The following is a 22512-nucleotide window of genomic DNA, read 5'->3' as shown; positions in this document are numbered from 1 at the left end:
ATCTATTCGTTGTAGTACCTGCGACGATCGAGCCGCGGTACGGGTGCGCTCCGCGCATGAGCGCCTCAGCCCGACTGGCCGGTCGCACCAAAGGGCAGGGCATGTGCTGGACCTTCGACACCGACGCCGGCGCCGCCATCATTCGTACCAGATGAAGCAGCCTCACCCGACGACCCCGAAGTCTCAGAACTGGTCGTGGCCGGTGAGGAGGCCGCAAATGTACAACGTCCAACCTGCGACCGGCATTCACGACATGGGCGGTACCGATGGCTGGGGCCCCGTCCTTGTCCCCGAGCCTGACGAGCCGGTCTTCGAGGAGCGATGGCAGGGGCGCGCCTTCGCGCTCGGACTGCTCTCGATACCTCTGTCCGGCGCCAACATCGACGCGGTCCGCCATGCTGTGAACCGGCTCGACCGGCAGGACTACCTCGACGATGGCTACTACGGCCGATGGTTGCACGGCGCGGAGAATCTGCTGCACGACAGCTCGATCATCGCGCCCGGTGCGGTGGAAGCGAGGGCTGCAAACCTGTCCGGTGACTCGGTCGGGGAACCATCCGCGCCGGAGCCGGACAAGCCCGATTATGCGCAGACCGCCGAGGGGTCGATCCGCTCGGTCAGCGCGCCCCAGAAGTTCAAGCCGGCCGACCGGGTCCGCGCCAAGGAGTTCGAGCCGGCCGGGCACACCCGCCTGCCGCGGTACGTCATGGGGCACGAGGGCACCGTCGTGATCGTCGAGCCGGCGCAGGTACTGCCGGACACCAACGCCCACTTCCAGGGCGAGCATGCCCAGTGGGTGTACACGGTGCGCTTCGACTCCCACGAACTCTTCGGCGCCGACGCCGAACGGTTCAACCTCAACATCGACCTCTACGAGAGCTACCTGGAGAACGCGGCATGACCGATCAGCACCAGCGGGTCCCGATCGCGCTGCGTACAGAGGCGCTCGAGCAACTGCTCGTCGAGCGCGGCCTCGTCGATCCGGCGGTCATGGACAGTCTCATCAAGATGTACGAAACCGACATCGGGCCGCTGAATGGCGCCAAGGTCGTTGCCAAGGCGTGGACCGACCCCGATTATCGGGCCCGGCTGCTGGCGGACGGCACGGCCGCCGTAGCCGAGCTCGGCTTCACGGGCCGGCAGGGCGAGCACATCGTGGTCGTGCCGAACTCTTCCACAATGCACAACCTCGTCGTCTGTACCCTCTGCTCCTGCTACCCGTGGCCGCTGCTCGGCCTGCCGCCGTCGTGGTACAAGGACCCGGCGTACCGGGCGCGAGTGGTCAAGGAACCGCGCGCGGTCCTGTCCGAGATGGGCTTGCGGCTCCCCGACAACGTCGAAATCCAGGTGTGGGACAGCAGCTCGGAGGTACGTTACTTCGTGCTGCCCGAGCGCCCCACGGGCACGGTGGACTTCAGTGAGGAGCAACTCGCCGCGCTCGTGACTCGCGATGCGATGGTCGGCGTCGCCCGGGTGATGGCATGACCGCCGCGCTCGAGGTCGAGGGCAAAGCCGCCCCGCCCCGCGCCAACGGCGAGCTCGTGTTCACCGAACCCTGGGAGAGCCGCGCATTCGGCCTGGCGATGACACTGAACCAGTCGGGTGCCTTCGACTGGGAGGACTTCCGCCAGCGGCTCATCGCCCAGATCTCCGACTGGGAATCGTCACACGAGCCCGGGGAGTGTTTCAGCTACTACCACTGCTGGCTCGACGCTCTCGAGCAGATCGTCGTGGCGCAAAAGCTCGTCAGGGCCGGCGCCGTGCACGCGCGAGCCGTCGATCTCGCCGCCCGCCCAGCCGGCTGGGACCACAATCACGACCACGCCGACCAGCTCCCCCGAGAACACTCCAAGCGGCGGGCACATCCAGAACGAACGACAGGTCGCGTTCCGTAGCGGCGAAGCATGCGTGGAGCGCAACCGAATCCAGTGTCTCGCGGATCCCGCGACGGCGCGGCGGGTCCGGACGATCACCGACGCCGCTGGATTGAACCGTTCGTCGCTGCGCTCGCCGTACCCCGCACCGCACAACGTAGCGGCCTCAGCGGACGTCACCTGACACAGGCGACACACGACGCGCCCATCAACGCCCGGAGGATCTCCGGGTAGCAACGGAGGTGACAGGTGGACGCTTGGCCGGCATCGCTGACGTCCCGCCACTGATCACCGCCGCCTGCTTCCAATTCTGTGGCACACAAACCGATTTTTGTGGTACAGTATTGACATGCCGGTTCGGTTCACCGAACGTGCTGGGAAACACGGCTTCACCGAGGAAGAGGCCGTATACGCCATCGAGAACGCGGTGGCCACGTGCAGCACTTCACAGATCCTCAGCCGCCGGCGAGCATCCGACCCCACCTGTTCATCGGCCCGCGCAGCCTCGCAGACCACACGCTGCTCGAGGTCTTTCTCGAAGTTCGGGGAACCACGATCACCGTCTTCCATGTCATGGAAGCTCAGGAACGTAACCTTAACCTGATCGGAAGGAGCTATCGATGACGTCCGAACGATACTCGGCTAGCACCCCAATGCCGATCGACGACTACGAGGCAGCGGCGCGGTGGGCCGAAACCGCCACCTTCGACCCGAACGACCCCACCGTGGAGCGCGGCGCGGCTGCCTCGGCCAGCGGGCGCGCCTTGCTGCGGGCCGCCTACGGCGCGGACGAGCAGGTGCCGACCGCTGACGATTACGAGGCGGCTGCCCGATGGGCAGAAACGGCCACGATTGATGCAGGCGCGACGGTGGAGACAGGTTCCGCGGCCGCCGAAAGCGGGCGGGCACTGTTGCGCGCTGCTCGCGCCGGCAGACCTGCGCTTGATGTGCTGAACGAACCGGGACAGGCCTCACCGGTGCGCCGCTTCCGGCTATCGGTGACGCTCAACGCGGAGCTGGACGAATTCGTGGCAGCCAGCAAAGCCCGCGGCCACGATACGACACCTAGCGATGTCATACGGGCCGCACTCGTCGAATATCTTCACTCTCATCAAGCAAGCTGAAGGATCCACACCGGAAAGCCGCCGCGCCGGTGTCATTGCTGTGTCACTGCGGACGCCATGTCCGCACGCTCTTCCAGCCTCACGTGCCCACTGCACTGGCCGTGCTCGCGATGAGGCCGACGCGTTCGAAGCGGTCCAGCAGGCTCGGTTTACGGGCGTGTTCCAGACGCAGCTGGTGCATCCGCCCGCGGAACGCTTTGCGCTGGCCGTCGCGTTCGCCGAGGGTCTTCAGGTCGGCCAGCAGCGCGACCGCCGCGTCGTACTCCTTCGGTTTCTTGGTCGCGATCAGTTCCGCCACCCGCTGCCAGGCCCGTTCCGGATCGGCGGCCAGTTCGTCGAGGCGCCGCTCACGGGCGGTCGCGGCCGCCTCCTCTCGACGAGCCCGTTCGGCGGCCTTACGCTCTTCGGCCAGCCGCTGCCGGTCCGTCCAGCGCGACTCCGCACCGGCCAGCAACTCGCCCACCGTCCGAGCACCGCTCGCCATCGTCACCCCGCCGCCGTACCGACGCAGCAGCTCGGCGCGAAGGTGCGCGCCGTCGCCACGGAGCAGCCGCACGATGACCTCGTCCTTGTCCGCCGCCGGCAGCTGCCGCACCCATTTGGTCAACGCCGCCGCCGAGGGTGCCTGCGCGGTCAGGGGCGCGCTGGCCCGGGCCGCCGTGTTGAGCAGGTCGTGGTCCAGGCGCAGGAAGTCGGCGAGGCTGCGCAGCGGCCCCGACAGCTTGGCCAGGCCGGGCGGGACCGGCGGCTCCAACTCCGCCTCGTCCAACTCATGGTTCTGCACACACAGCAGCCACGCCAGATAGAGCAGCCGGGTGTCGCCGGCGGCCAACTCCGCCCGTACGGGAACGATCGACGCGAGCGCGACTTCGTCGTCCCACCACTCCTCATCGCCGTCCTCGTCGGTGCTGCACAGGTCCATGATCACGTGCTCGTCCGCGGCCCATGAGGAAGCGGAATCACCCACGCAGTACGTCGCCGCAAGATCCGGATCCAGCAGCTGTACCGGCAGCCGCAACGCGACCCGGCGAGTGCCCCAGTTCGCCAGGTAGAGGTGGGCGTCGAAATAACGCTCCATCCACCTGCGCGGATCGGCCTTCAGATCACCCCACTCGTAGGTGTTGACAAAGCTCGACGCGCTGATCCGGCCCCGCGTCGACACCGCCCGCAACTCGTCCTGCTCAGCAGCCGACAACGGCCGATCGATCGCAACGAACTCGTAGTACTGGTACTCGCTCACGGCTCACCCACCCCAGTGCCGGTATGCCTCGATCCACTGCGCACCGTCAGGTTGCGGATCGGGTAAGGGAAGGTCCAGGATTGCGATCGCTTGCCGCTCACGACCCCGATGGCAGATCGCCACAATCCGGTCGTCGACCAGGTCCACTCGGCGCACCGTGACCTCGACACCAAGAATCCGCGTGGTGAACGGCAACGCGAGATTGTCCTCGATCATCGTGTAAAGGCCCGTCAACTGCTCGTCCTCGTTGTAGCAGTCGACGGTCGCCTCCTCGACCAATGCATCAAGCTGTCGCCGGCTCAGCGAACTCACGGCGGAAGAATAGCCCGAACGTCAACAGACTCGCACTGGAGGCCCAGTCGTACCGACGTCAGCCACTCGGTGCCGACTTACTGTTGAACCTGCCCGCCGCATGTTGCCGATGCGGCCGACGATGTCGAGGTGGTCACCGAGTCCCACATAGACGATTCGTCGCTGGACTCATCCCCTCACCGCAAACACTCGGATCCTAGGGCCAGGCCGCACTCAGAATCCTGTTCGCATGACGGTTGTGCCCGACCGGGCAGGACGACACCGGGCACTCAGCCGCAGTGACGTATCGTGACGGCCCTATGGGTTGATTAGGGCGGTTGTGTCAGGGTTAAGCACCATGGTGGGGCGTCTGTTGAATGACCGGTACGAGCTGCGATCGGTCATCGGCCGGGGCGGCATGGCCGACGTGTGGCTGGCCGTCGACGGGCGGCTGGGCCGGCCCGTGGCCGTGAAGATGCTGCACGACGACGGCGGCGCCGATCCCTCGCTGGCGGAGCGGTTCAAGCGCGAGGCGCACACCGCTGCGCGGCTGTCGCACCCGAGCATCGTGGCCGTGTACGACGTCGGGGTCGACGACCGTACGCCGTACCTCGTGATGGAGCTGGTCCAGGGGCACAGCCTCGCCGACGAGCTGGCCACGGGCCCGCTGGATCCGCAGCGTGCGGTGCGCATCGCCGAGCAGGTGTGCGACGCCTTGGCGGCCGCGCACGACGCGGGAGTGGTACACCGGGATGTGAAGCCGGCCAACATCCTCATCGGTGACGAGGGCGGGGTGAAGGTCTGCGACTTCGGCATCGCCCGCATCACCGACCGGGCGCAGACCGCGCTGACCGCACCCGCCACCGTGATCGGAACCAGCTCGTACATGGCGCCGGAACAGGTCCTCGGCCAGCCCGTGGACGCCCGGACCGACCTGTACGCGCTGGGCTGCGTGCTGTACGCGATGCTCGCCGGCCGCCCGCCGTTCATCGCCGACTCGCCGGTGCAGATCGCCTGGCAGCAGGTGCACCGGGCAGCGGTACCGGTGACGGTTCTGCGACCCGGCCTGCCGCCGCGACTCGCCGGGCTGGTCGGCGCACTGCTGGCCAAGCGCGCGACGGACCGGCCGGCGAGTGCGGCGCAGGTCCGTGCGGCTCTGGCCGGCGGGGCCGCAACGGCTGTGCTCGCACACGCCGCCGGACCGGCCGCATTCGCGCGTGATGAAGGACCGGCCGCGCTCGGGGACGAGGCGCCGATCCGCGGCCGCGCCGCGGTGCGGCCGGCAACGCGCAGCCTGCCCGCGCTCGGCGAGCCGCCCGCGCCGGCCGCCCGGCGGCGGGGCCGTTCGGCCGGGATCGCACTGACGGCGCTCGGCGCAGCCGCCGTCGCCGTCGCCGTGTTCGCGCTCGGGACGCTCCCGGGCCGATCCGACCACCCGGCCGCGGCGCCCACCCCCGCGGACACGACCCAGTCCCTGCCGTCCGCGGATACTTCGAGCGCGGCGCCGAGTGACCCACCGACCGACACACCGAGCCCAGCGCCGACCTACACACCGACGGACACACCGAGCGACCCGACCGAGGCGACGCTGGCTGCGGTTCGCGCCGCCGTGCGGGCGCAGACCGGTGACGGCGGCCTGGACAGCGGTACCGCGCGTGAGCTGAACCGCCGGCTCGACCGCCTCGCCCGCGAGTTCGCGCGCGGCAACGACGACCGCGCCGCAGCGGAGCTGGCGAGTCTGCTCGACCGGCTCGACCAGCTGCACCAGGACGGCACACTCACCGGCACCGGGTACACGGCGGTACTCACCCTGGTCGACCAGCTCGCGGCGAGCCTGCCGGCCCCGGCGACGTCAGCGGGCGGGACCGACCCGACGCCTGGACCGCTCAGGCCGTCGGCCTAGGGTTTGAGATTCGGGCGGCTCGGCTTCGCGCCCGCAGCTTCAGCCCCGCTTGTAGCGCCCGGTGAGGCGGCCCGAGGCCAACACCTTCCCCGCTGCCGCGCGTCGCAGTTCGGCAGCCGACGCGCCGGCGGCAAGGCTCAGCGGTTCGGACAGGGCCAGTACTTCGAAGACGTACCGATGCGACCGACCACGGGGCGGGCTCGGCCCCCTGTACGCCCGCCTGCCGAAGTCGTTCCTGCCCTGCACGGCGCCCGTCGGCGCCTCGCCCTCACCCAGCCCTGACAGGTCAGGATCGATACCCCACATGACCCAATGCGTGAAGGTACCGCTGGGGGCGTCCGGGTCCTCGACGAGCACAGCCAGCTCAGCGGTCTGCTCCGGCAGTCCGGTGAAGTTGAGCGGCGGTGACACGTCGACGCCATCGCCCGTGAAACGCCGAGGGATCTCGGCGCCCTCGTTGAAGACCGGGCTGGACACAGCAATCGTCACCAGTGCCTCCGGATACTCGGCTTCAAAGGGGGTCAGGACGTCGTGTAGACCTTCTCCACGAACTCGGCGAGCCGGTGTTCGTCGAGGTTGCGAGCCAGGTCAGACTCGCTGATCATGCCGACCAGGCGGTGGTTCTCGATGACCGGTAGCCGCTTGACCTGGTGATCCTCCATCCGATGCAGCACCTCGTCGACGCCGGCGCCGGCGTCGACCCAGACCAGCTCGCCTCCGGCCAGGTCTCGCACCCTGACCTGGCTGGGCTCCTGGCCCTCGGCGATGCACCTCACGACGATGTCGCGGTCGGTAATGATGCCGTGCAGCCGGTCGTCCGCACCGCAGATCGGCAGGGAACCGACGCCGAGATCGCGCATCTTCCGCGCGGCGTACGCGACGGTCTCGCCCTCGTCGACGCACTCGGCTCCCGGGTGCATGATGTCTCTCGCCCGCCGCTCCTGCTTCTCGCGAAGCGCCTGCTCATGGTCATCCAGAGCACGAAGCTTGCTGGCCACGGCCTCAGGTGTCGCGTGGCCGGTGTGTTCGGCGTAGCTGGCCTTGCCCAGGTCGTACAGCAGCTTGTCGCGCTGCCGCTGAGCTCGCGTCTCATCCATTCGCGCCCGGCTCGTCGCCAGGCCACGCTTGGCGGACTCCATCATCTTGTCGAAGGCCATGGTGCCCTCCTCTCCGGCGTACCTCAACGCAAGAGAGCCAACAACGGCGGTGCTCACCACAACGCTACGTCGCCGCCGCCACGGACGCCGCCACCTCGTCAGCATGGCCAGGCGGTGACTCCCCGCGTGCCAGCCCGTCGATGACGTCCGGGAATGCTGCCGGTGAGTCCGATTGGACACCCGGGGACGCAGGACATCGGGAGACCGTGGTCGCCGAGTACGAACGCCGGCCCGACAGACCAGCAGCCAGCCAAACTGCGGGATCCGGACGCAAACCTTCCGATTACAGGGCGAGTTATGTCGGGTTTTACGAGTATTGTCGGTGCCAATTAGTGCGTTCTGTCCAGATTCCGATGCAGCTCAGCGGACCGCGTCCGGAACAGCCAGGCGGAGTCCAGAAACAGCGGAGCACGCGTCGAACCCGGCCAGATCCACAATGGACATCGCACCGAATTCGGCCGGGAGCCCTCGGGTGAGTGCACCGCATGGCCGACGACGACGACCGATTACGTAAAGATTCACGTCACTGGCTGCTGCCCATCAGGTTGTTACGCCACGCCGCGAACCGGGCGCGCAAACCGTCCAGCGCTCGACCGGTCACTCAGTACTCGGCGAAGTCGGTAGTCGACAGTTGCTCGATCGCTCCGACGGGTTTCCGTCCCGCCCCCTACCCGCGCTCGGGCGAGGCGCGGCCGCTCAACCCGTTGCGAAGAGTCGTGATGATCCGGTCGGTGTCCCCGGACGCGATCGCGTCGAGGATCCCGGTGATCCTGGCATCTTTCTCCGCCGCCTTGATGACCTTCGTCAAGTTCGCGCGGTCGGTGTAGAGGGAGCGAGCCAGTTCGGCGATCGGCAGCTCCTCGCTCGGCACCCGCGCGTACCCCGCTAGACCGAACTTTAGGGAGCCTCGAGCTTGCTGGAGCTGCGCCTCGCCCGCCTCGCGCATCAGCCATGCGCTTACGACCGACCGCGCCATGCCGGGTGGTCGGGGCGTATCGGACGCAATTGCCTCGTCACCGCTCCCATACTCCAGGGCAAGGTCGGTGACCCATCGGGCGTAGGTGCCGTAGGCATCAAGGACGGTGTAGGTGTGCACGACCTCGATACCGCCGTCAGCTAGGGTGCGGATAATCTTCGACTCCTTGGGGCCGACTTCCTCGGGCACGATTGCCACGACTCGGTCCCGCCAACCACAGAACTGACTGGCAGCCCCGGTGCGGAGGCAATGGGCCAGAAAGAGGCGGGCGGCGTCGTCGAATACGTCCTTCCGCTGGGTGCCCGCTGTCACCATCCACATCCGAGAGGGGGCTCCGGGCTCCCAGTCTCCGTCAGCGTCCACAGTGATGTCGCTCTCGTACAGGACGGTCTCGCCCGATTCCATCGCCTCACCGAGCACTCGGCCGGCTTGAGAGATGAACCCCGCAATGTATTCGGATGTTTCGGTGTCGACCATGCCGGCAAGGCGGTTCCGTTCGGCTGGATCGTCGACTGTGGCAGCGTGGCGTGGGGTGAGGAGGTTTGTGAGGTACCGAAAGTCAATCTGTGTCATGGGTACCCACTACACACCCCTCGCGCATTTCGGTCAAGAGCTGCCCCAACTTGTCCGGTGTCATCGAGCTATGCCCGCCTTGGTGGAGCCCGCTTGGTCTGTCACCACCAGGTACCGTCTATCGCTGGGGTGGTCGCCCGATCCGAAGGTCGGCGAGGAGCCTCTGGATGAGGCTCTCCTCATACGCCGCCAGGCCACGGTCGCTCATGGCGACTCCCAGCGCCGGATCCCATTTTGTGTCGAGGCAGGTCTCGGAGCGCAGCCGGGTTCGGTCGTCGGTGGGCGTGGAGGCGAGGTCAGCCAGGTAGTCAGCGGCGGACATCCGCCATGGCCGGGCGGCTGGCACACCGTTCAGCAGCGCGGCGACGTGTTGTACCCCGGCCTCGTCGAAGTCAGCACGGGCGGCGATCCGCCAGCCGGTGCCGGTGAGCCGGCTGATGGCAGCGATTTCGAGCGCTGACGGCGTTCCCAGGTGCACAGCAGCCGAATGGCGGGTCCGCGGCTGCGACTTGATCGGCGGCGGCGGTGACGACGGACGGGTTCTCGGTTACGAACACCCACGTGTCCCGGCCGGGCGGTGCCGGCCATGCGCATCGGGCGAGTTCGCGGGGTGGCAGCGTCACGACGGTTCCTGGTGGCAGGGACCAGCCGGCCGGGTGGATGCCGAGGGCGAGGAGCCCGCCGGTGAGGTCGTCGCAGTCGACGCCGACCGCGGCCCAGGCGGTCCGCGGCGACTGTCCGGTCGGGATCACCCCCGCCGCGGCCAGGATGGCGAGGACGAGCCCAGGCAGCGGTCCGGTGTCCAGTGCGTGTGGGTAGCGGGTCACGGCCTCCGCGAGCCGGCGGCGATCGAGTCGTTCGCCGGCCGTCGGCAGCGCGGCGATGACGGCGGCGGCCTGGTCGATGACGGCGGCGCCGTCCGTCGTGCCTGCCAGGCGGGCGATCCATCCGTTGCGGTGCAGGACCGGCCAGACCATGTCGAGGTCGGGCCGGACGGCGGCGTCGTGCGGTATCCGCGCGAACGCCTCGATCGCATGCTCGTGGAGTCGGGTGAGTGCATCCCGGCGCCGAGCGTTTTCGCGGACTCGTTCGCCGAGGCGGCGTTCAACGACGTGGGCGGCGATCATGCCGGGCGTGAGCCGGGCGTCGTGGGGGTGGAATCGACACACTCCGCACCCAGTTCGACGCGATCGACCTCTGCCGTTAGCGGTGACAGTCTCAAGACAACGCCTGCGGTGCCGTCGCATCGCATCGACCCGGCCTACGAACTCGCGGGCACGCAGCACCGGCACGCCCCGCCAGGGCGACATGCTGGTCAGGTCGGCGTCTTCAGCGACGATGAGCAGCCCGCCACCTCCGCCGCCCGCGAATCGACGGCCGACCATCGTCGCCCGATCTGGCGATCTGGCGAAGGTCGTTGCCGTAGTCGAAGATGATCCGCATCAGCGCGCCGAGCGCCTGCGTGTATCGGCTCAGGGTAGCGACCTCGTTGACGTCGAGGTCACATTCTCGATCTGACTGACTCGGCCCGGCGTCACACCCATGAGGTCAGCGACTTCGCGCTGGGTCATTCCCAGCCGCTTGCGCTCCTCAGCGAGATGGAAGGCGCTGACCCACGCTTCGGTGCGCGCACGCTCCTGAGCGAGCGCGTCGGCGTCACCGTCGTCCAACTCGGCGCGGATGTCCTGCCAGTTGTGGAACTCGGTCATGAGTCCTCTCTCCGCTTCCGCTCGAAGGCCAACCAGGCTTCGTACGCGACTTCCGCCGCCGGTATGGCGATCTTGTACCACCCCGACCATTCGCCGGCCTTTGCTGGCGACAATGAGCACCGCCTGCGACCACGGGTCGAAGACGAACAGGATCCGGATCGCCACGTCACGCCTGGATCTTGGCCGCAGCTCCTTCAGATGCCGATGGCAGACCCTTGAAGATATCGACCAGCGGGCGTCCCGGCCCGGGACCTCGCTCTGGCAGCATGTCGAGTGCCACGTTGACGGAGCGGTAGGTACGGGGCAGCTTGAACCCCGTGTTGCCGGGTATCCTCGCACCGGATGAGGAGGACTCAGTAATGCAAACGGGACTTCGCCGTCTCCGGCCTTCAGGTCGAGACTGATCAGCCGCAGCATGGCGACGGCCGTGACTGAAAGTCTGACTGGCGACGAGTTCCATCGCCGAGTCCAAGCCGCAGCAACCGCATTCTCTGTACCGCAACAACGGGTGGATGAACTCGCTGAAACTATCGGGACGCTGCCCAGCTGGCAACAGGCCCCATTCGTTGCCGCGTGGACGCATGCGACGGTGCTGTCCCTCGTCGAACGGCACGCAGGCTGCCAGCAATTGGACTGTCCCTCCTGCGCAGACCTCAGCGATATCATTGCGATGCTGCTCGCCGCAGGCGCACTTCGCCTCACCGAAGCGCTCGGCCGCAACAGCACCGGCGATGACCTTGAAGTGCTCGACCGGGCGAGTCAGGCAGGTCCCAGTACGCCGGAAGTGTCAACCGCTGGCGAGACGGCTTCCAGCGGCGCAGTACCACCCCAGCGGGCTGCAGACGAACTTACGGACGTTCGGTCGTCACGCCGTCAAGCGACAATCCCGGCCGATGCGACCCGGCAGCCGCACACCGGCAGCGGACGCCGCCGGCGTGCTGATGCATCTTTACGCCGGATGGCGCCGGCGTGGCTGGTACTGCTCAGCGCCGTGACGCTGGTCGTCGTCGCATCGGCCATACTGACAGCCGGCTTTCAGGCGTGGCGGGCACTCCCCGCGCTCGGAGCGGAGTCAGCGGTCGGTCGTGCGACGATGACCGGTCTCATCGCGTTGCTGCCAGTGGCCGCCGTCGGATGGGCGTTCGCACCTTGGCGCGAGCGGCGACGTTGGCAGCAGATCATCGCGCTCGGTGCAGCCGGTCTAGCTCTGGCGCTCGACTTTGCGGCGTGGGTCGCCTTCGCAGGCACCGAGCGCCTGCCGTCCTCCTGGTTCGCGGCCTCCATGTTCACCTGCATACACGCCTGCGGCCCGTTGACGCTGATCCTGTTCCTTCAAGGTTGGACAAGCAGGGCCAACGAGTCTGAATGAGGGTTGCTAGGGCGACGGGCCGTTCGCGAAACCTACCCGGCGCGAAAGCGTCCGAGCCGCTGCCGTAGTGCCGCTGGCGTCACGCGCGAGCCGGCGGTCAACGCTGGCGGTGCCAGCGCATCGCATCCACCCGGCCTACGAACTCGCGGACATGCAGCATCGGCACGCCCCGCCAGGGCGACATGCTGGTCAGGTCGGCATCCTCCGAGAGAGCTTCCGCTGTAACCTACCTAGATATTTCCTAGGTAGGTTACATCCTCCGTGGAGACCGTTGACGGTGTCGAGTTGCTGCTCGACGCCGTGCTGGACCGACGGGTCGTGGACAGTGCCGAGATCGATGTCGGCACCGGCTACGGCCGATGGTCACGTCGCCAAGTCATGCTGCTGCGCCATTCGCCGAGCCCGCGTGAGATCGATCGCGCTGTGAGGGCGCTCCGGCCACGCGTGGACGGGCTGCTCTTCGTAGTCCCGCGAGCGGGGCGTGCCTTGAACCCCAACCTTCTGATTACAAGGCGAGCTATTTCCGGTTTCGCAAGTATTTCGCATGCCATTTGGTGCGGTCTTGTCCGGATTTCGATCCGTCCCGGCGCGCGAAGTCCAAGACGGCAGGGCGGCGTCCAGAAACGGCGGAGCACATGTCGAGCCCGATCAGCTGCACGGTGGAGGTCGCATGTGGATCCGCTTCATCAGCGACCGTTGCCGAGCAGCTTGCTGCGCCACTCGGCGAACCGAGTACGCAGACCGTCCAGCGCTCGGCCGCTGACCCCGTACTCGGCAAAGTCGGTGGTCGACAGTTGATCGATCGCCCCGAGCGCGTCGGCAAACATGCGCGGCTCAAACCCGTTGTCGGCGCGGTGGGCCAGCCGCAGTAGGTCTTCGTGGCTGTATCGGCCGGACTCAGCGGCGGCGTCGACGTCGATAAAGTCACGGGCAAGCGCCCGGCCGAAGAGGGCGCACATCTTGTTCGCGACTGCGTCATCGGGATGCAAGACCGGACCGATCGACATGCGGACCGGGTCGTTCGCACGCCAGTCGACGCCCATCTCGACTTTGGCGTTGTTGCCGCCTGCCGTGTAAGTGACGCGAAGCCGCGCGAACGAACCAGCGTGCTGAAGCTCAACCGCTACGTGAAGGCCGTCGTTGACGTAGGCATTGACGACGGCGCTGACGGCAACATCGAACTCATCGGTTCGATTCCATGCCGTGAACAGATCAACGTCCTCGCTGGGCCGGTCGAGGAGGCCAGCCGCTTGGACGGCATAGCCACCGCTAGAGCGAAGCCATACCGATCCGCGGCCGCGAGTCCGACGCGAGCAAGCCGCTCATGAAAGGGATGCACCGGCTATCGCTGCCCGGCGCCGGCGGGACCAAGCCGAGGAAATCGAGCTTCCCAAAGCCGACGGACCTTGGGCGGCAGGTACATGCCGGCCCATTCGGCCTCGAGCCTCTCACGGTTCAGCCACGTGGCGAGGTCATCGACGCTTTGTGCCTCCTGGAGGACGACCTTGTACATGGTGACCAACCGTTTGGGGTCATCAAGGTCGTAGACCGGGTGGCCCGACCAGTCGAGATGACTCGGCAGTGTGACCGTCCCGCGCAACGGCCCATGCAGTTGGGAGAGACTGTCCGCGACGACCACCGGCTTCCGTTCCCCATAAGGCGTGTAGTCGGCCGGTGGGGTGAGTGCCGGCGTGGCGCCCTTGCCCCGTCCTCGCAAGCCGCGCTTCCAGCGCCGGTGCGGTGGAAGCAACTTCTGGGCGATGGATTCGCGAGTCAGACCGCTGTGGCGGGCGAGTTCGGACTGAGACACATGCTGGGCGGCCTTGACGACCTCGGCGTCGAGTTCGTCGTTCACGCGTTGGAGCTCGGCACGAAGTTCAGCACGTCGCTGGCCGAGCGAGTCAACACGACTGAGGTCGTATCCGGAGGTCACGTTTCAAGGGTAGCCAACCACTAGGCCTAGCGCTAGGCATGCTCGCTGACCTGATCCTCTGCCGCACCGGACTGGACCGTGGCCCGCTCAGCCTCCTCCCACTGTGAGCCTGCTCGCCGACGCCAGAGTCGGCGATCAGCGTCGCTCGACCATCTTGGTGATCGTTGGCGAGATTCCGCCGGCCTGGACGAACCAGCCAACCCATGATCCCGGCCACTCCGCAGGTGTGCCAACGTAAGCCGACGCGGATTGCGCGAAGGAGGCGACAGGCGTGGCACGGACGTGGTGGTCGATCCGGGTGGAGCTGGTGTCCGGGCGGGGCGAGGATTACTGGCCGCGACCGGGACGGATCTTCGCCGCAGCGCGCTCGCACTCCTTTGGGCAACTCGCTGCCGCAGTCGATGTCGCATTCGCCCGATGGGACCGCGCGCACATGAGCATGTTCACCTCGCCGAGGGTACGACAGTCACTCCGCTGCAGCACTGGGACGGCGACGCGCCCGACGATTCGGTGGACAGCAACAAGACGAAGCTGTCCCGGCTCCAGGCCGGCGATCGGTTCGCATACACCTTCGACCTCGGCCGACGAGTGGACCTACCTGTGCACCGCCGCCCTGGAGAAGATCGATCCGATGGACGTGCTGAGCATGACGCCAGCCCAGCCGGTGGCGTACTGGGGCTGGGGCGATCTGCCGGACCAGGTCGGACGACGCTGGGACGGCGACGACGGTGAAGAGACGCCACCGTCCCGTCCAAGTCGCCCACTGGTCGACCTGCCTCCGATCCTGCCCTGGTGGGGACGACCCGGAAAGCACCGGCCCCTGCCTGCTCAACGTGGCGGCGAGCCGGGCCCGCGACCATCTTGTCGTGGTCGGGGCGTTCGACCCGCTGCACCGCCGGGGATACTCGCCGATCCGCTGTGGCGGTTCTTCGCTCATCTCCTTGACGGGGCAAGGCAGCTGACGTGGAAGGAGGCGATCGACGGATCGGGCGGAGCCACCGAATACGCACCGCCGGAGGCCATCCTGCCGCAACTGCGCGAAGACCCCGGCCGCGCCCGTACGGTCGAGATGTGGCTGCCCGCTGCCCCGTTGCCGGCCCTGCAAGCGCTGCTGGCCGCGGACGGCGACGTTCGACCCGACACGATCTGGGTGGAGCCCGATCGTGACGGCTACCCGTCGGCCGAGGCAGTGCAAGCGCGACGGGCAGGCGTCAGCATCCGGCTCGGTACACCAATCCTCGAGTCCAGCGCTGTCGTGGGCGACGTCGTGTGGTCGGCCGGCAGCTCGCTGCTCGGCCCGAATCCCGGAGTGGTGCTGCGCATCCAAACCGTGGGTTCACCGACCTGGTCCGCCGTACGCAGTGGCGGAAGCGATCCCAGGCGGTGCCGGGCACCGGTCAGCTCGGCGACGCTTGCGACCGCTGCCAGTGCATGCTGGTCCGCTATGAGCCGCCTACTCGCGGCGCCCCCCATGTACGCTACAACTGCCCCGCCTGCGACCGCTCGTCGGCCGCCAGTCGCGCACGACGACGGTGAGTGCACCGTCAAGCGGCCTGATACATAGTGTCAACGTGCCACTCCAGGAACTCGCGGTGCGGACGGTCGGTTTTCCGTTCCGGAAGCGTGATCTGCGTCCCGCTGCGGGAGTAGAACTCCTCGCCGTTGCCGAAGTCTTCGCGCAGTCGCGGGCTGACCAGCAACCGGTGCTTGGGGTCGATACTGAGGTACCCACGGTCGAACATGATGTGGACGTCAGAGCGCAGCAGAAGGCCGTTGTCGATCCGATGCTCACCGCCCCGCGGCAGCGGCAAGATGTGCGCGGCCTGGAGCACGGGCCGGATCTTCGCCCCGGTAATGGCGCAACGGTGATGATAGGCGTCGAGGACAACGCCCTTGAACGCCTGCTGGCCGAGCCGTTGCGGCTGCAACCGCGGGTCGCCGTACACCGGTCCAGGGCGATGCCACGGCGCGCTGAGATCGACCTCGACAACCGTTCCGGTGAGTCGGTGCAAGAGGTCCAGGAAGTACCCCGAATAGGCGCCTTCGGCCAGGTCGTAACTCTTGCCCTGCACAACGTTCGTGGCGAAGTCGGGCGGCGCCGGGGCGTCCAGTTCTGGCCCGAAGAACCGGGTATCGCGGATGAAGAGGCACCCGATCAGCGGATCCTCGCGCGGCGAGATCGGCTCATTTCGGTAACGGCCGATCGCCTCGCGCATCTGCTGGAGACTCGAAGCGCCGTTGCCCTCGCCGAGCAGCTCCCAGGCCTCAGAGATGGCCAGCCGCGCGAAGCCGCTGAAGAAGCCTCCCCCGACGACGCGGTTGTGTGGGTGGTGGCTCTTGAAGAAGAAGGGCTCGCCTACCTGGACGGCCCCGAAACCATGCCTGCTCGAGGGCCGCCAGAAGTTCACCTCCTGCAACTGCGGCCGTTCGGCAAGGAACCGGTACCAATTGCCGTCCGTCACACCGACATAAGCCTTCACGATCGAACAGCTTGCCGTATGAATCGAGCTCGTCCGAGCACAGAATGAGCACGGCGCGCCGTTCGGAAGCCCATCAAGATCGTCAAGTTGCACGAAACGACCAGGTCGGGGGCTTGATCAGGAGAGCCGACGGGGGGACTTGAACCCCCAACCTTCCGATTACAAGTCGGGTGCGCTGCCAGTTGCGCCACGTCGGCTAGACCACCGATCGTACTTGGTCGCCCCGGGCTCGCGCGCCTGAGATTCCTGTCCGCGAGTCGGGCGAATCCGGACTTTCTCCGCCCTTGACCTTGGCAAGCAGGGCGGAAGCGCTTAAGGTGGCCTCACTCCGGTTCCTGCATCGTCGCAGGGTCGGTGACTTCTACTCGGATCGTCCGGCACGTTCCTGCCGGTGGAAGGTGGCTACCCCTATGGCTACGGTCACATACGCGAAAGCGTCCCGGATCTACCCCGGAACGCCGCGTCCCGCGGTTGACCAGCTTGAGCTCCAGATCGGTGACGGCGAGTTCCTCGTGCTCGTCGGGCCGTCCGGCTGCGGCAAGTCGACGTCGCTGCGCATGCTCGCTGGGCTCGAGGACGTCGACCAGGGCGACATCCTGATCAACGACAAGAATGTCACACACCTGCCGCCCAAGGCTCGCGACATCGCGATGGTGTTCCAGAACTACGCGCTGTACCCGCACATGACGGTGTACGAGAACATGGCGTTCGCGCTCAAGCTGCGTAAGACGCCGAAGCACGAGATCGACCGGCGCGTGAAGGAAGCGGCCGCGATGCTGCAGCTCGAGGAGTACCTCGGGCGCAAGCCGAAGGCGCTCTCCGGTGGTCAGCGGCAGCGTGTCGCCATGGGCCGGGCCATCGTGCGGGAGCCGCAGGTCTTCCTCATGGACGAGCCGCTGTCGAACCTCGACGCGAAGCTGCGTGTGCAGACGCGTTCGCAGATCGCCACGCTGCAGGCCAAGCTCGGCATCACCACCGTGTACGTCACGCACGACCAGGTCGAGGCCATGACGATGGGTCACCGCGTGGCGGTGCTCCTCGACGGCGTGCTGCAGCAGGTGGACAGCCCGCGCGCGCTGTACGACCGGCCGGCGAACGTGTTCGTCGCGGGCTTCATGGGGTCGCCGGCGATGAACATCAAGACCGTGCCGCTGGTCGAGCAGGGCGGTCGCTTCGGTGACGTCGTCCTCCAGCTGACCCGCGAGCAGGTCGCGGCGGCGCAGCAGGACGGCGCCAACGGGCGGGTCACCGTCGGGTTCCGGCCCGAGGACACGGACCTGGTCGGCCCGAACGACGGTGGCATCCCGATCACGGTCGACCTGGTCGAGGAGCTCGGTTCCGACGCGTACGTGCACGGCACGGTCGCGCTCGACGGCCAGGACGAGCGGTTCGTCGTCCGCGCCGACCCGCGCCGCACGCCGCGGCTGACCGAGATCGTGTACGTTCGCCCGCACGCGAACACCCACCACGCGTTCAACGCCGCCACCGGTCGCCGGATCTGATCCGCTAAAGTACCAAATATCCGACATCAGCAAAGGGCGGCGCCGAGCAATCGGTGCCGCCCTTTCGCATGGGCAGAGATCGCGCATCCGGCCTGCCGTCAGCTGGACGAAGGGAGGCCGGACGGAAGAGAGCTCGACGGAGAGAGCTCGACGGAGAGAGCTGGACGGAGAGAGCTCGACGGAGAGAGCTGGACAAGGGGGCCCAGACAAGGGGGCTGGACAGAAGGAGCTGAACGGAGGCGGGCTGGAGCACAGTGCGCAAACGGCCCGGCAGGCGAAGAGCCGCGCGAATTTCAGGCAGGGACAGCGGAGCCGGCGGCCCCGGAGAACAAGGCGCGAGAGTGGGACCGCCAGCTCGCGGCCAGCATGCCGATGACGAGGTAGCACGATCGGTCCCGGCTGCGCGGACGTGCGCATGGGGGCGTCGTCTGCGCTACCAGCTCCCGTAGCCTGGCCGTTGAATCCCCCGAGGTGCGGACCGTACTGACCTCTGCGTCCGTGCGAGCCGAGCTGTGGAGGTAGCCATGCGGATCATCGACTCGATTGACGATGCACTCATCACGGAGTTGTGCGACAGGCACGAGTTCTTCTGGCTGGACGTCACCGGCCCGACCGCAGAGCAGGTCGAGCGACTGGGCGCCGCGCTGGGGCTGCACCCGCTGGCGGTGGACGACAGCATCCGGTTCGGGCAGCGTCCGAAGCTCGACACTTACGCGGAGACGGCACTTCTGGTGCTGCAGGGCGGGGTCGAGTCCCAGCCGGAGGACGAGAATCCGCATCCCCTCGAGGAGATCCACTGCTATGTCAGCGGGGACTACATCGTCACCCTGCACCGCGAGCCGTATCCGCAGCTGGAGAAGCTGAAGCCGCTGTTCCAGCGCGTGACGACGACCAAGAGCGAGCAGTACTACGTGTACAAGGTCGTCGATGCCATCGTGGACAGCTACTTCCCGATCCTTGCCGACCTCGATGAGCAGATCAACGACCTGGAGGACACGATCGTCGCCGGGGCCGGCCGGCGTCAGCTGGAGGAGATCTTCCGGCTCAAGCGAGTACTGATGCGGCTGCGCAAAGCCGTCGTGCCGATGCGGGACGTCTTCGCTCGCGAGGCCGAGGCGATCGCCGACCTGGCCGGGCTTGAGGCTGACAGCCACGACTACTTCCGGGACGTGTACGACCACCTGATCCGTATCACGGACGAGCTCGATTCCTACCACGAGATGGTCGCAAGCTGCACCGACCTCTATCTCTCCACGGTCGCCAACCGGCAGGGAGAGATCTCCAAGCAGCTGACGGTGATCGCCTCGATCTTCCTGCCATTGAGCTTTCTGACCGGATTCTTCGGGATGAACTTCGATTGGGAGGGCAGCCATCTCCTCAGCGGGGTGTGGACCTTCATCGCGCTCGGCCTGGGGACCATGGCCGCCGCGGCCGGAGCGATGTGGTGGTGGTTCCGTTACAACGGCTGGACCAGGTCTGACGACTAGATGGCGGACCAGCGCGCGGACAGTGAAGGGCCGCCGCGGATAGGAAGTCCGCGGCGGCCCGAGACCACAACAAGCTAGGCGAAGGACCAGATCTGGAGCTTGCCGCCGCCGATGCAGGCGATCTTCGACGCGTTCCAGGAGCAGCTTCCGCCCACCACGTCGGGCAGGGTGCCGAGTGCCACCCGGTCGCCCGATGACGCGGTGACGCCGACCAGGGTCAAGTCATCCTCGGTTGAGCTGGGGGCCTTCGCGAAGAAGAGCAGGCTGCCGTTGGTCACCCGTGCGCCGAAGGCGGCCTGGTCCTCGGGCTTCAGCAGCTGGTTGCCGTCCTCGTCGAACAGGCGGCTGGCCTTGCTCGAACTGCCGGGGGTCGTGGCCAGGATCTGCTTGCCCACGGGCAGGAGTCCGGTGGTGTCCTTGGCGTCCTGCTGCCAGACCTGCTTCTTGTCGGCGATCGAGATCGCGCGGATCACCGCGTCCGAGGAGCCGGACGTCGAGTCGAGCAGGCACAGCCGGCCGGAGCCGCAGGCGGCTACGTCGGCGATGCGGCGCTTGTCATCCGCCGAGGTGGTGTACAACTGCTCGGGTTCGCCCTGCTTGGTCAGATCGTAGGCGCGGACGGTGTACTTCGTGCTGGTGCCATACACGAAAAGGCGATCGTCGTACATGGCGAAGCCGTCGTAGCTGTCCGCGGTGTTGTTCCACGAGCGTAAGACCTTGCCCTTGTCGCCCGCGTCGCGCAGGTTGATTTTGTTGCCGTCGATCGTGACGAAGTTGGTGTGGGACTTGAGGTCGCGGTTTGCCGGGCCGCCGGTGAGGTCGGACGGGCCGCGTTGGTCGCTCGAGTTCAGCGGGCCGATGACTTTGGTGCCGCCCTTGTCGTCGTCGAGGCTCCACTTCCAGGTGCCGTCCCAGGCGTACGCGTTGAGCTTCTTCGTCTTCGTCGAGTGCCAGACCCATACCGAGTCGAAGAAGAACACGCGGTCGCTGGAGTCGAAGTTTTGCTTGCCCTTCTCCGTGCCGGATTTGTTCAGCAGTCGCAGGGTCGGGGTCGTCCCGCCGCCGCCGATCAGGATCACGCCATCCGGGTTGGGCAGCACCTGCCAGCGGTAGTTGTCGTCGCCGGAATCGTATTTCCAGACCTGCTTCTTGTCGTCCAGGTCGTACGCCACCAGGTGGAACGTCTTGTCCGCGACGTAGCCGGCATACGTGCGCGAGCCCAGCGTCGCCGTCACCGGGTAGTCGAGCTTCGCGTTCAGGTCGAGCGAGCCGGCGCTCGACACCGTCTTGAACGACACCGTGTTGATCTTGTCGCGGAAGAAGAACCAGTATCCGGCCCCGGCCACGAGCGCGAGCACCACCACGGCCGCCACGCCCCCGACCAGCAGCCCACTCCGCTTCCGGCGGCCCGGCTCCGGCGGCATCGCGGGCGGCGCCCCGAACCCACCGCTCGTCGGCGCGCTGACCTGCCCGGGCGGGATGGCCTGCCCGGCCCGCATCGGATACCCACCCCCGCCCGGCGGAGCGGAAACCGGCGAACCACCAAAACCACCAGAAACCGGCGCAGCGCCAAAACCACCGGAAACCGGCGCGGCGCCAAGACCACCGGATGCCGGCGCGGCACCGAAACCACCAGAGACTGGCGCAGCGCCGAAGCCCCCCGAAACAGGCGCGGCGCCGAAGGAATCGGAAACCGGCGCGGCCGGCGACGGCGAGAAGGGCGCGGTAGGAGGCGCGGAGGGCGGAGCCAAAGGTGGTACCGATGAAGGAATGCCGGAAACGGGAACGCTCTCGGTCTGGTAGCCCCCGATCGGCACCAGTTCGGCGAGCGCGCCCTCGGCGACCGGCAGCTCCGGCTGCTCCAGCACGGTGGGCGCGATCCCCAGCTCCGCGTGCAGCAGCCGGGCCGCGAGAGGCAGCCGCGACGAGCCGCCGACGAGGAACATGCCGGCGAGCTGGTCGGGGCGCAGCCCGGCGGACTGGACGACCTTGCCGGTCTCCCACACCGCGCGGCGGATCAGCGGATCGGTGACCCGTTCGAGCTCCTCGCGGGTGAGGTGGATGGCCTGGTCCTGCCCGGGCACGGTGATCGGCGCGACGGTCGCGCGGGAGAGCATCTCCTTGGCGCCGCGGATGTCGTCCCAGAACAGGCGGCGGTCGCGGCGCTGGGAGGTCGACTGCGGGTTGCGCAGGGCGGCCCAGGACGCGGGCGCGGTCTGGTTGATGACATTGCCGAGGTGCTCGACGATCGCCGCGTCGACGTCGAGGCCGCCGAGGTCCTCCAGGCCGCCGGAGCCGATGACCGCGAACCGGCCGTTCTCGTTGCGCACGACCGCGATGTCGAGGGTGCCGCCGCCGAAGTCGAAGACGGCGATCGCGGCGCCGACGGGGACCGGGCGGCGCAGGACGTCGGCGAAGTATCGGGCCGCGGCGACCGGCTCGGGGACCAGGCGGACCGGGGGCCAGCCGGCGCGGCGGGCGGCCTCGGCGAGGGTGTCGCGGCGGCGGGTGCCCCAGGCGGCCGGGTAGGTCAGCACCGCCGTGGGCAGGAAGCCGACGGCCTCGACGGCGGCGCGGGCGACCGCGCCCAGGATCGCCGCGAGCAGGTCGACGGTTGGCAGCTCGCGGTCGCCGAGCAGGACCGTCGGCTCGTCGATGCGCCGCTTCGGGTTGGGGTCGAAGCGCGACGGGTCGAGGCCGGCCAGCCGGTAGGCGTCCCGGCCCACGTGGATTCGGCCGTGCTCGTCGACGTACACGCCGGAGGGCATGATCGGCGCGCCGTCGACGAGCAGTGGGCGCGTCCGGCCGTCGGGGTGGCGGACCACCGCGACGGTGTTGGACGTGCCGAGGTCGACTCCGATGGCGAAGCCCTGCTGAGGCTGAGTCACCGGCCC

20 protein-coding genes, 1 tRNA gene and 1 pseudogene are annotated in these 22512 nt (G+C 67.6%); 9 read left to right on the top strand and 13 right to left on the bottom strand.

Annotation, left to right across the window (positions count from 1 at the left end; genetic code table 11):
- The first annotated feature begins 253 nt into the window (after positions 1-253).
- From nthB to ACQPY0_RS02895, 5 genes are all read left to right on the top strand, one after another.
- Positions 254-901, top strand: a complete 648-nt coding sequence (nthB, locus tag ACQPY0_RS02915) for a nitrile hydratase subunit beta (protein WP_432984166.1) — start codon at positions 254-256, stop codon at positions 899-901.
- Positions 898-1485, top strand: a complete 588-nt coding sequence (nthA, locus tag ACQPY0_RS02910) for a nitrile hydratase subunit alpha (protein ID WP_432984163.1) — start codon at positions 898-900, stop codon at positions 1483-1485. Before nthB ends, nthA begins: the two co-directional genes overlap by 4 nt.
- The gene (locus ACQPY0_RS02905; protein ID WP_432984160.1) at positions 1482-1895 is read left to right on the top strand and encodes a nitrile hydratase accessory protein; all 414 of its coding nucleotides are present in this window, start codon (positions 1482-1484) and stop codon (positions 1893-1895) included. The genes nthA and ACQPY0_RS02905 overlap by 4 nt, the downstream gene beginning before the upstream one ends.
- A 414-nt stretch (positions 1896-2309) precedes the next feature.
- Positions 2310-2498, top strand: a complete 189-nt coding sequence (locus tag ACQPY0_RS02900) for a hypothetical protein (protein WP_432984157.1) — start codon at positions 2310-2312, stop codon at positions 2496-2498.
- Complete coding sequence (locus ACQPY0_RS02895) at positions 2495-2998, top strand: hypothetical protein (protein WP_432984155.1); 504 nt, start codon at positions 2495-2497, stop codon at positions 2996-2998. The genes ACQPY0_RS02900 and ACQPY0_RS02895 overlap by 4 nt, the downstream gene beginning before the upstream one ends.
- 79 nt (positions 2999-3077) lie before the next feature.
- On the opposite strand, the gene ACQPY0_RS02890 is transcribed toward ACQPY0_RS02895, so the two are convergent.
- Positions 3078-4238 carry a hypothetical protein gene (locus ACQPY0_RS02890; protein WP_432984152.1) on the bottom strand — a complete coding sequence of 387 codons (1161 nt, stop codon included), beginning with the start codon at positions 4236-4238 and terminating at the stop codon, positions 3078-3080.
- A gap of 3 nt (positions 4239-4241) precedes the next feature.
- On the bottom strand, positions 4242-4550 hold the full coding sequence (locus tag ACQPY0_RS02885) for a calcium-binding protein (protein WP_432984149.1): 309 nt from the start codon (positions 4548-4550) through the stop codon (positions 4242-4244).
- A gap of 352 nt (positions 4551-4902) precedes the next feature.
- Between ACQPY0_RS02885 and ACQPY0_RS02880 the strand changes: the two genes are divergently transcribed.
- On the top strand, positions 4903-6432 hold the full coding sequence (locus ACQPY0_RS02880) for a protein kinase domain-containing protein (protein WP_432984146.1): 1530 nt from the start codon (positions 4903-4905) through the stop codon (positions 6430-6432).
- A gap of 39 nt (positions 6433-6471) precedes the next feature.
- Here ACQPY0_RS02880 and ACQPY0_RS02875 read toward each other — a convergent pair whose 3' ends face one another.
- The 6 genes from ACQPY0_RS02875 to ACQPY0_RS02850 form a co-directional block, all read right to left on the bottom strand.
- Positions 6472-6909 (bottom strand): YbhB/YbcL family Raf kinase inhibitor-like protein, encoded by a 438-nt coding sequence (locus ACQPY0_RS02875; protein WP_432984143.1) that lies wholly within the window; start codon positions 6907-6909, stop codon positions 6472-6474.
- A gap of 44 nt (positions 6910-6953) precedes the next feature.
- Positions 6954-7589 carry a CBS domain-containing protein gene (locus ACQPY0_RS02870; RefSeq protein WP_432984140.1) on the bottom strand — a complete coding sequence of 212 codons (636 nt, stop codon included), beginning with the start codon at positions 7587-7589 and terminating at the stop codon, positions 6954-6956.
- Between the two features lie 667 nt (positions 7590-8256).
- On the bottom strand, positions 8257-9138 hold the full coding sequence (locus ACQPY0_RS02865) for a hypothetical protein (RefSeq protein WP_432984137.1): 882 nt from the start codon (positions 9136-9138) through the stop codon (positions 8257-8259).
- Between the two features lie 118 nt (positions 9139-9256).
- Positions 9257-9616 carry a DUF2399 domain-containing protein gene (locus ACQPY0_RS02860; protein WP_432984134.1) on the bottom strand — a complete coding sequence of 120 codons (360 nt, stop codon included), beginning with the start codon at positions 9614-9616 and terminating at the stop codon, positions 9257-9259.
- Complete coding sequence (locus ACQPY0_RS02855; RefSeq protein ID WP_432994955.1) at positions 9531-10265, bottom strand: TIGR02679 domain-containing protein; 735 nt, start codon at positions 10263-10265, stop codon at positions 9531-9533. Before ACQPY0_RS02855 ends, ACQPY0_RS02860 begins: the two co-directional genes overlap by 86 nt.
- Before the next feature lie 345 nt (positions 10266-10610).
- Entirely contained in the window at positions 10611-11012 is a 402-nt protein-coding gene (locus tag ACQPY0_RS02850; RefSeq protein WP_432984131.1) for a helix-turn-helix domain-containing protein, read from the bottom strand.
- Between the two features lie 262 nt (positions 11013-11274).
- Between ACQPY0_RS02850 and ACQPY0_RS02845 the strand changes: the two genes are divergently transcribed.
- Positions 11275-12216 carry a hypothetical protein gene (locus tag ACQPY0_RS02845; protein WP_432984128.1) on the top strand — a complete coding sequence of 314 codons (942 nt, stop codon included), beginning with the start codon at positions 11275-11277 and terminating at the stop codon, positions 12214-12216.
- 686 nt (positions 12217-12902) lie between these two features.
- Here the strand turns inward: ACQPY0_RS02845 and ACQPY0_RS02840 are convergent.
- The 4 genes and pseudogenes from ACQPY0_RS02840 to ACQPY0_RS02825 all read right to left on the bottom strand — a co-directional run bounded on the left by ACQPY0_RS02840 (position 12903) and on the right by ACQPY0_RS02825 (position 16826).
- A pseudogene (locus tag ACQPY0_RS02840) lies at positions 12903-13555 on the bottom strand (nucleotidyl transferase AbiEii/AbiGii toxin family protein).
- Between the two features lie 3 nt (positions 13556-13558).
- Complete coding sequence (locus ACQPY0_RS02835; protein WP_432984125.1) at positions 13559-14149, bottom strand: hypothetical protein; 591 nt, start codon at positions 14147-14149, stop codon at positions 13559-13561.
- Positions 14150-15693: 1544 nt separating this feature from the next.
- Positions 15694-16629: an HNH endonuclease gene (locus ACQPY0_RS02830; RefSeq protein WP_432984122.1), complete on the bottom strand. Its 936-nt coding sequence runs from the start codon at positions 16627-16629 to the stop codon at positions 15694-15696.
- Between the two features lie 124 nt (positions 16630-16753).
- Positions 16754-16826, bottom strand: a tRNA-Thr gene (locus ACQPY0_RS02825).
- A gap of 213 nt (positions 16827-17039) precedes the next feature.
- On the opposite strand from ACQPY0_RS02825, the gene ACQPY0_RS02820 reads away from it, so the two are divergent.
- The gene (locus ACQPY0_RS02820) at positions 17040-18131 is read left to right on the top strand and encodes an ABC transporter ATP-binding protein (protein WP_432984119.1); all 1092 of its coding nucleotides are present in this window, start codon (positions 17040-17042) and stop codon (positions 18129-18131) included.
- Between the two features lie 524 nt (positions 18132-18655).
- Positions 18656-19618 carry a magnesium transporter CorA family protein gene (locus ACQPY0_RS02815; RefSeq protein WP_432984116.1) on the top strand — a complete coding sequence of 321 codons (963 nt, stop codon included), beginning with the start codon at positions 18656-18658 and terminating at the stop codon, positions 19616-19618.
- A 74-nt stretch (positions 19619-19692) separates the two neighbouring features.
- Here the strand turns inward: ACQPY0_RS02815 and ACQPY0_RS02810 are convergent, their stop codons facing one another.
- Positions 19693-22506, bottom strand: a complete 2814-nt coding sequence (locus ACQPY0_RS02810; RefSeq protein ID WP_432984113.1) for an Hsp70 family protein — start codon at positions 22504-22506, stop codon at positions 19693-19695.
- Positions 22507-22512: the final 6 nt, after the last annotated feature.

Source organism: Dactylosporangium sp. CA-233914 (assembly GCF_050942935.1).
GTDB lineage: Bacteria > Actinomycetota > Actinomycetes > Mycobacteriales > Micromonosporaceae > Dactylosporangium.
The sequence above is the reverse complement of the archived record's forward strand: the minus strand, read 5'-3'. Positions and strand labels throughout refer to the sequence as shown.

Coding starts and splice junctions, on each gene's coding strand:
- ACQPY0_RS02895 (WP_432984155.1), top strand. CDS start 2,495: ATGACGTCCGAACGATACTCGGCTAGCACCCCAATGCCGATCGACGAC.
- nthA (WP_432984163.1), top strand. CDS start 898: ATGACCGATCAGCACCAGCGGGTCCCGATCGCGCTGCGTACAGAGGCG.
- ACQPY0_RS02820 (WP_432984119.1), top strand. CDS start 17,040: ATGGCTACGGTCACATACGCGAAAGCGTCCCGGATCTACCCCGGAACG.
- nthB (WP_432984166.1), top strand. CDS start 254: ATGGGCGGTACCGATGGCTGGGGCCCCGTCCTTGTCCCCGAGCCTGAC.
- ACQPY0_RS02870 (WP_432984140.1), bottom strand. CDS start 7,589: ATGGCCTTCGACAAGATGATGGAGTCCGCCAAGCGTGGCCTGGCGACG.
- ACQPY0_RS02815 (WP_432984116.1), top strand. CDS start 18,656: ATGCGGATCATCGACTCGATTGACGATGCACTCATCACGGAGTTGTGC.
- ACQPY0_RS02865 (WP_432984137.1), bottom strand. CDS start 9,138: ATGACACAGATTGACTTTCGGTACCTCACAAACCTCCTCACCCCACGC.
- ACQPY0_RS02855 (WP_432994955.1), bottom strand. CDS start 10,265: ATGATCGCCGCCCACGTCGTTGAACGCCGCCTCGGCGAACGAGTCCGC.
- ACQPY0_RS02905 (WP_432984160.1), top strand. CDS start 1,482: ATGACCGCCGCGCTCGAGGTCGAGGGCAAAGCCGCCCCGCCCCGCGCC.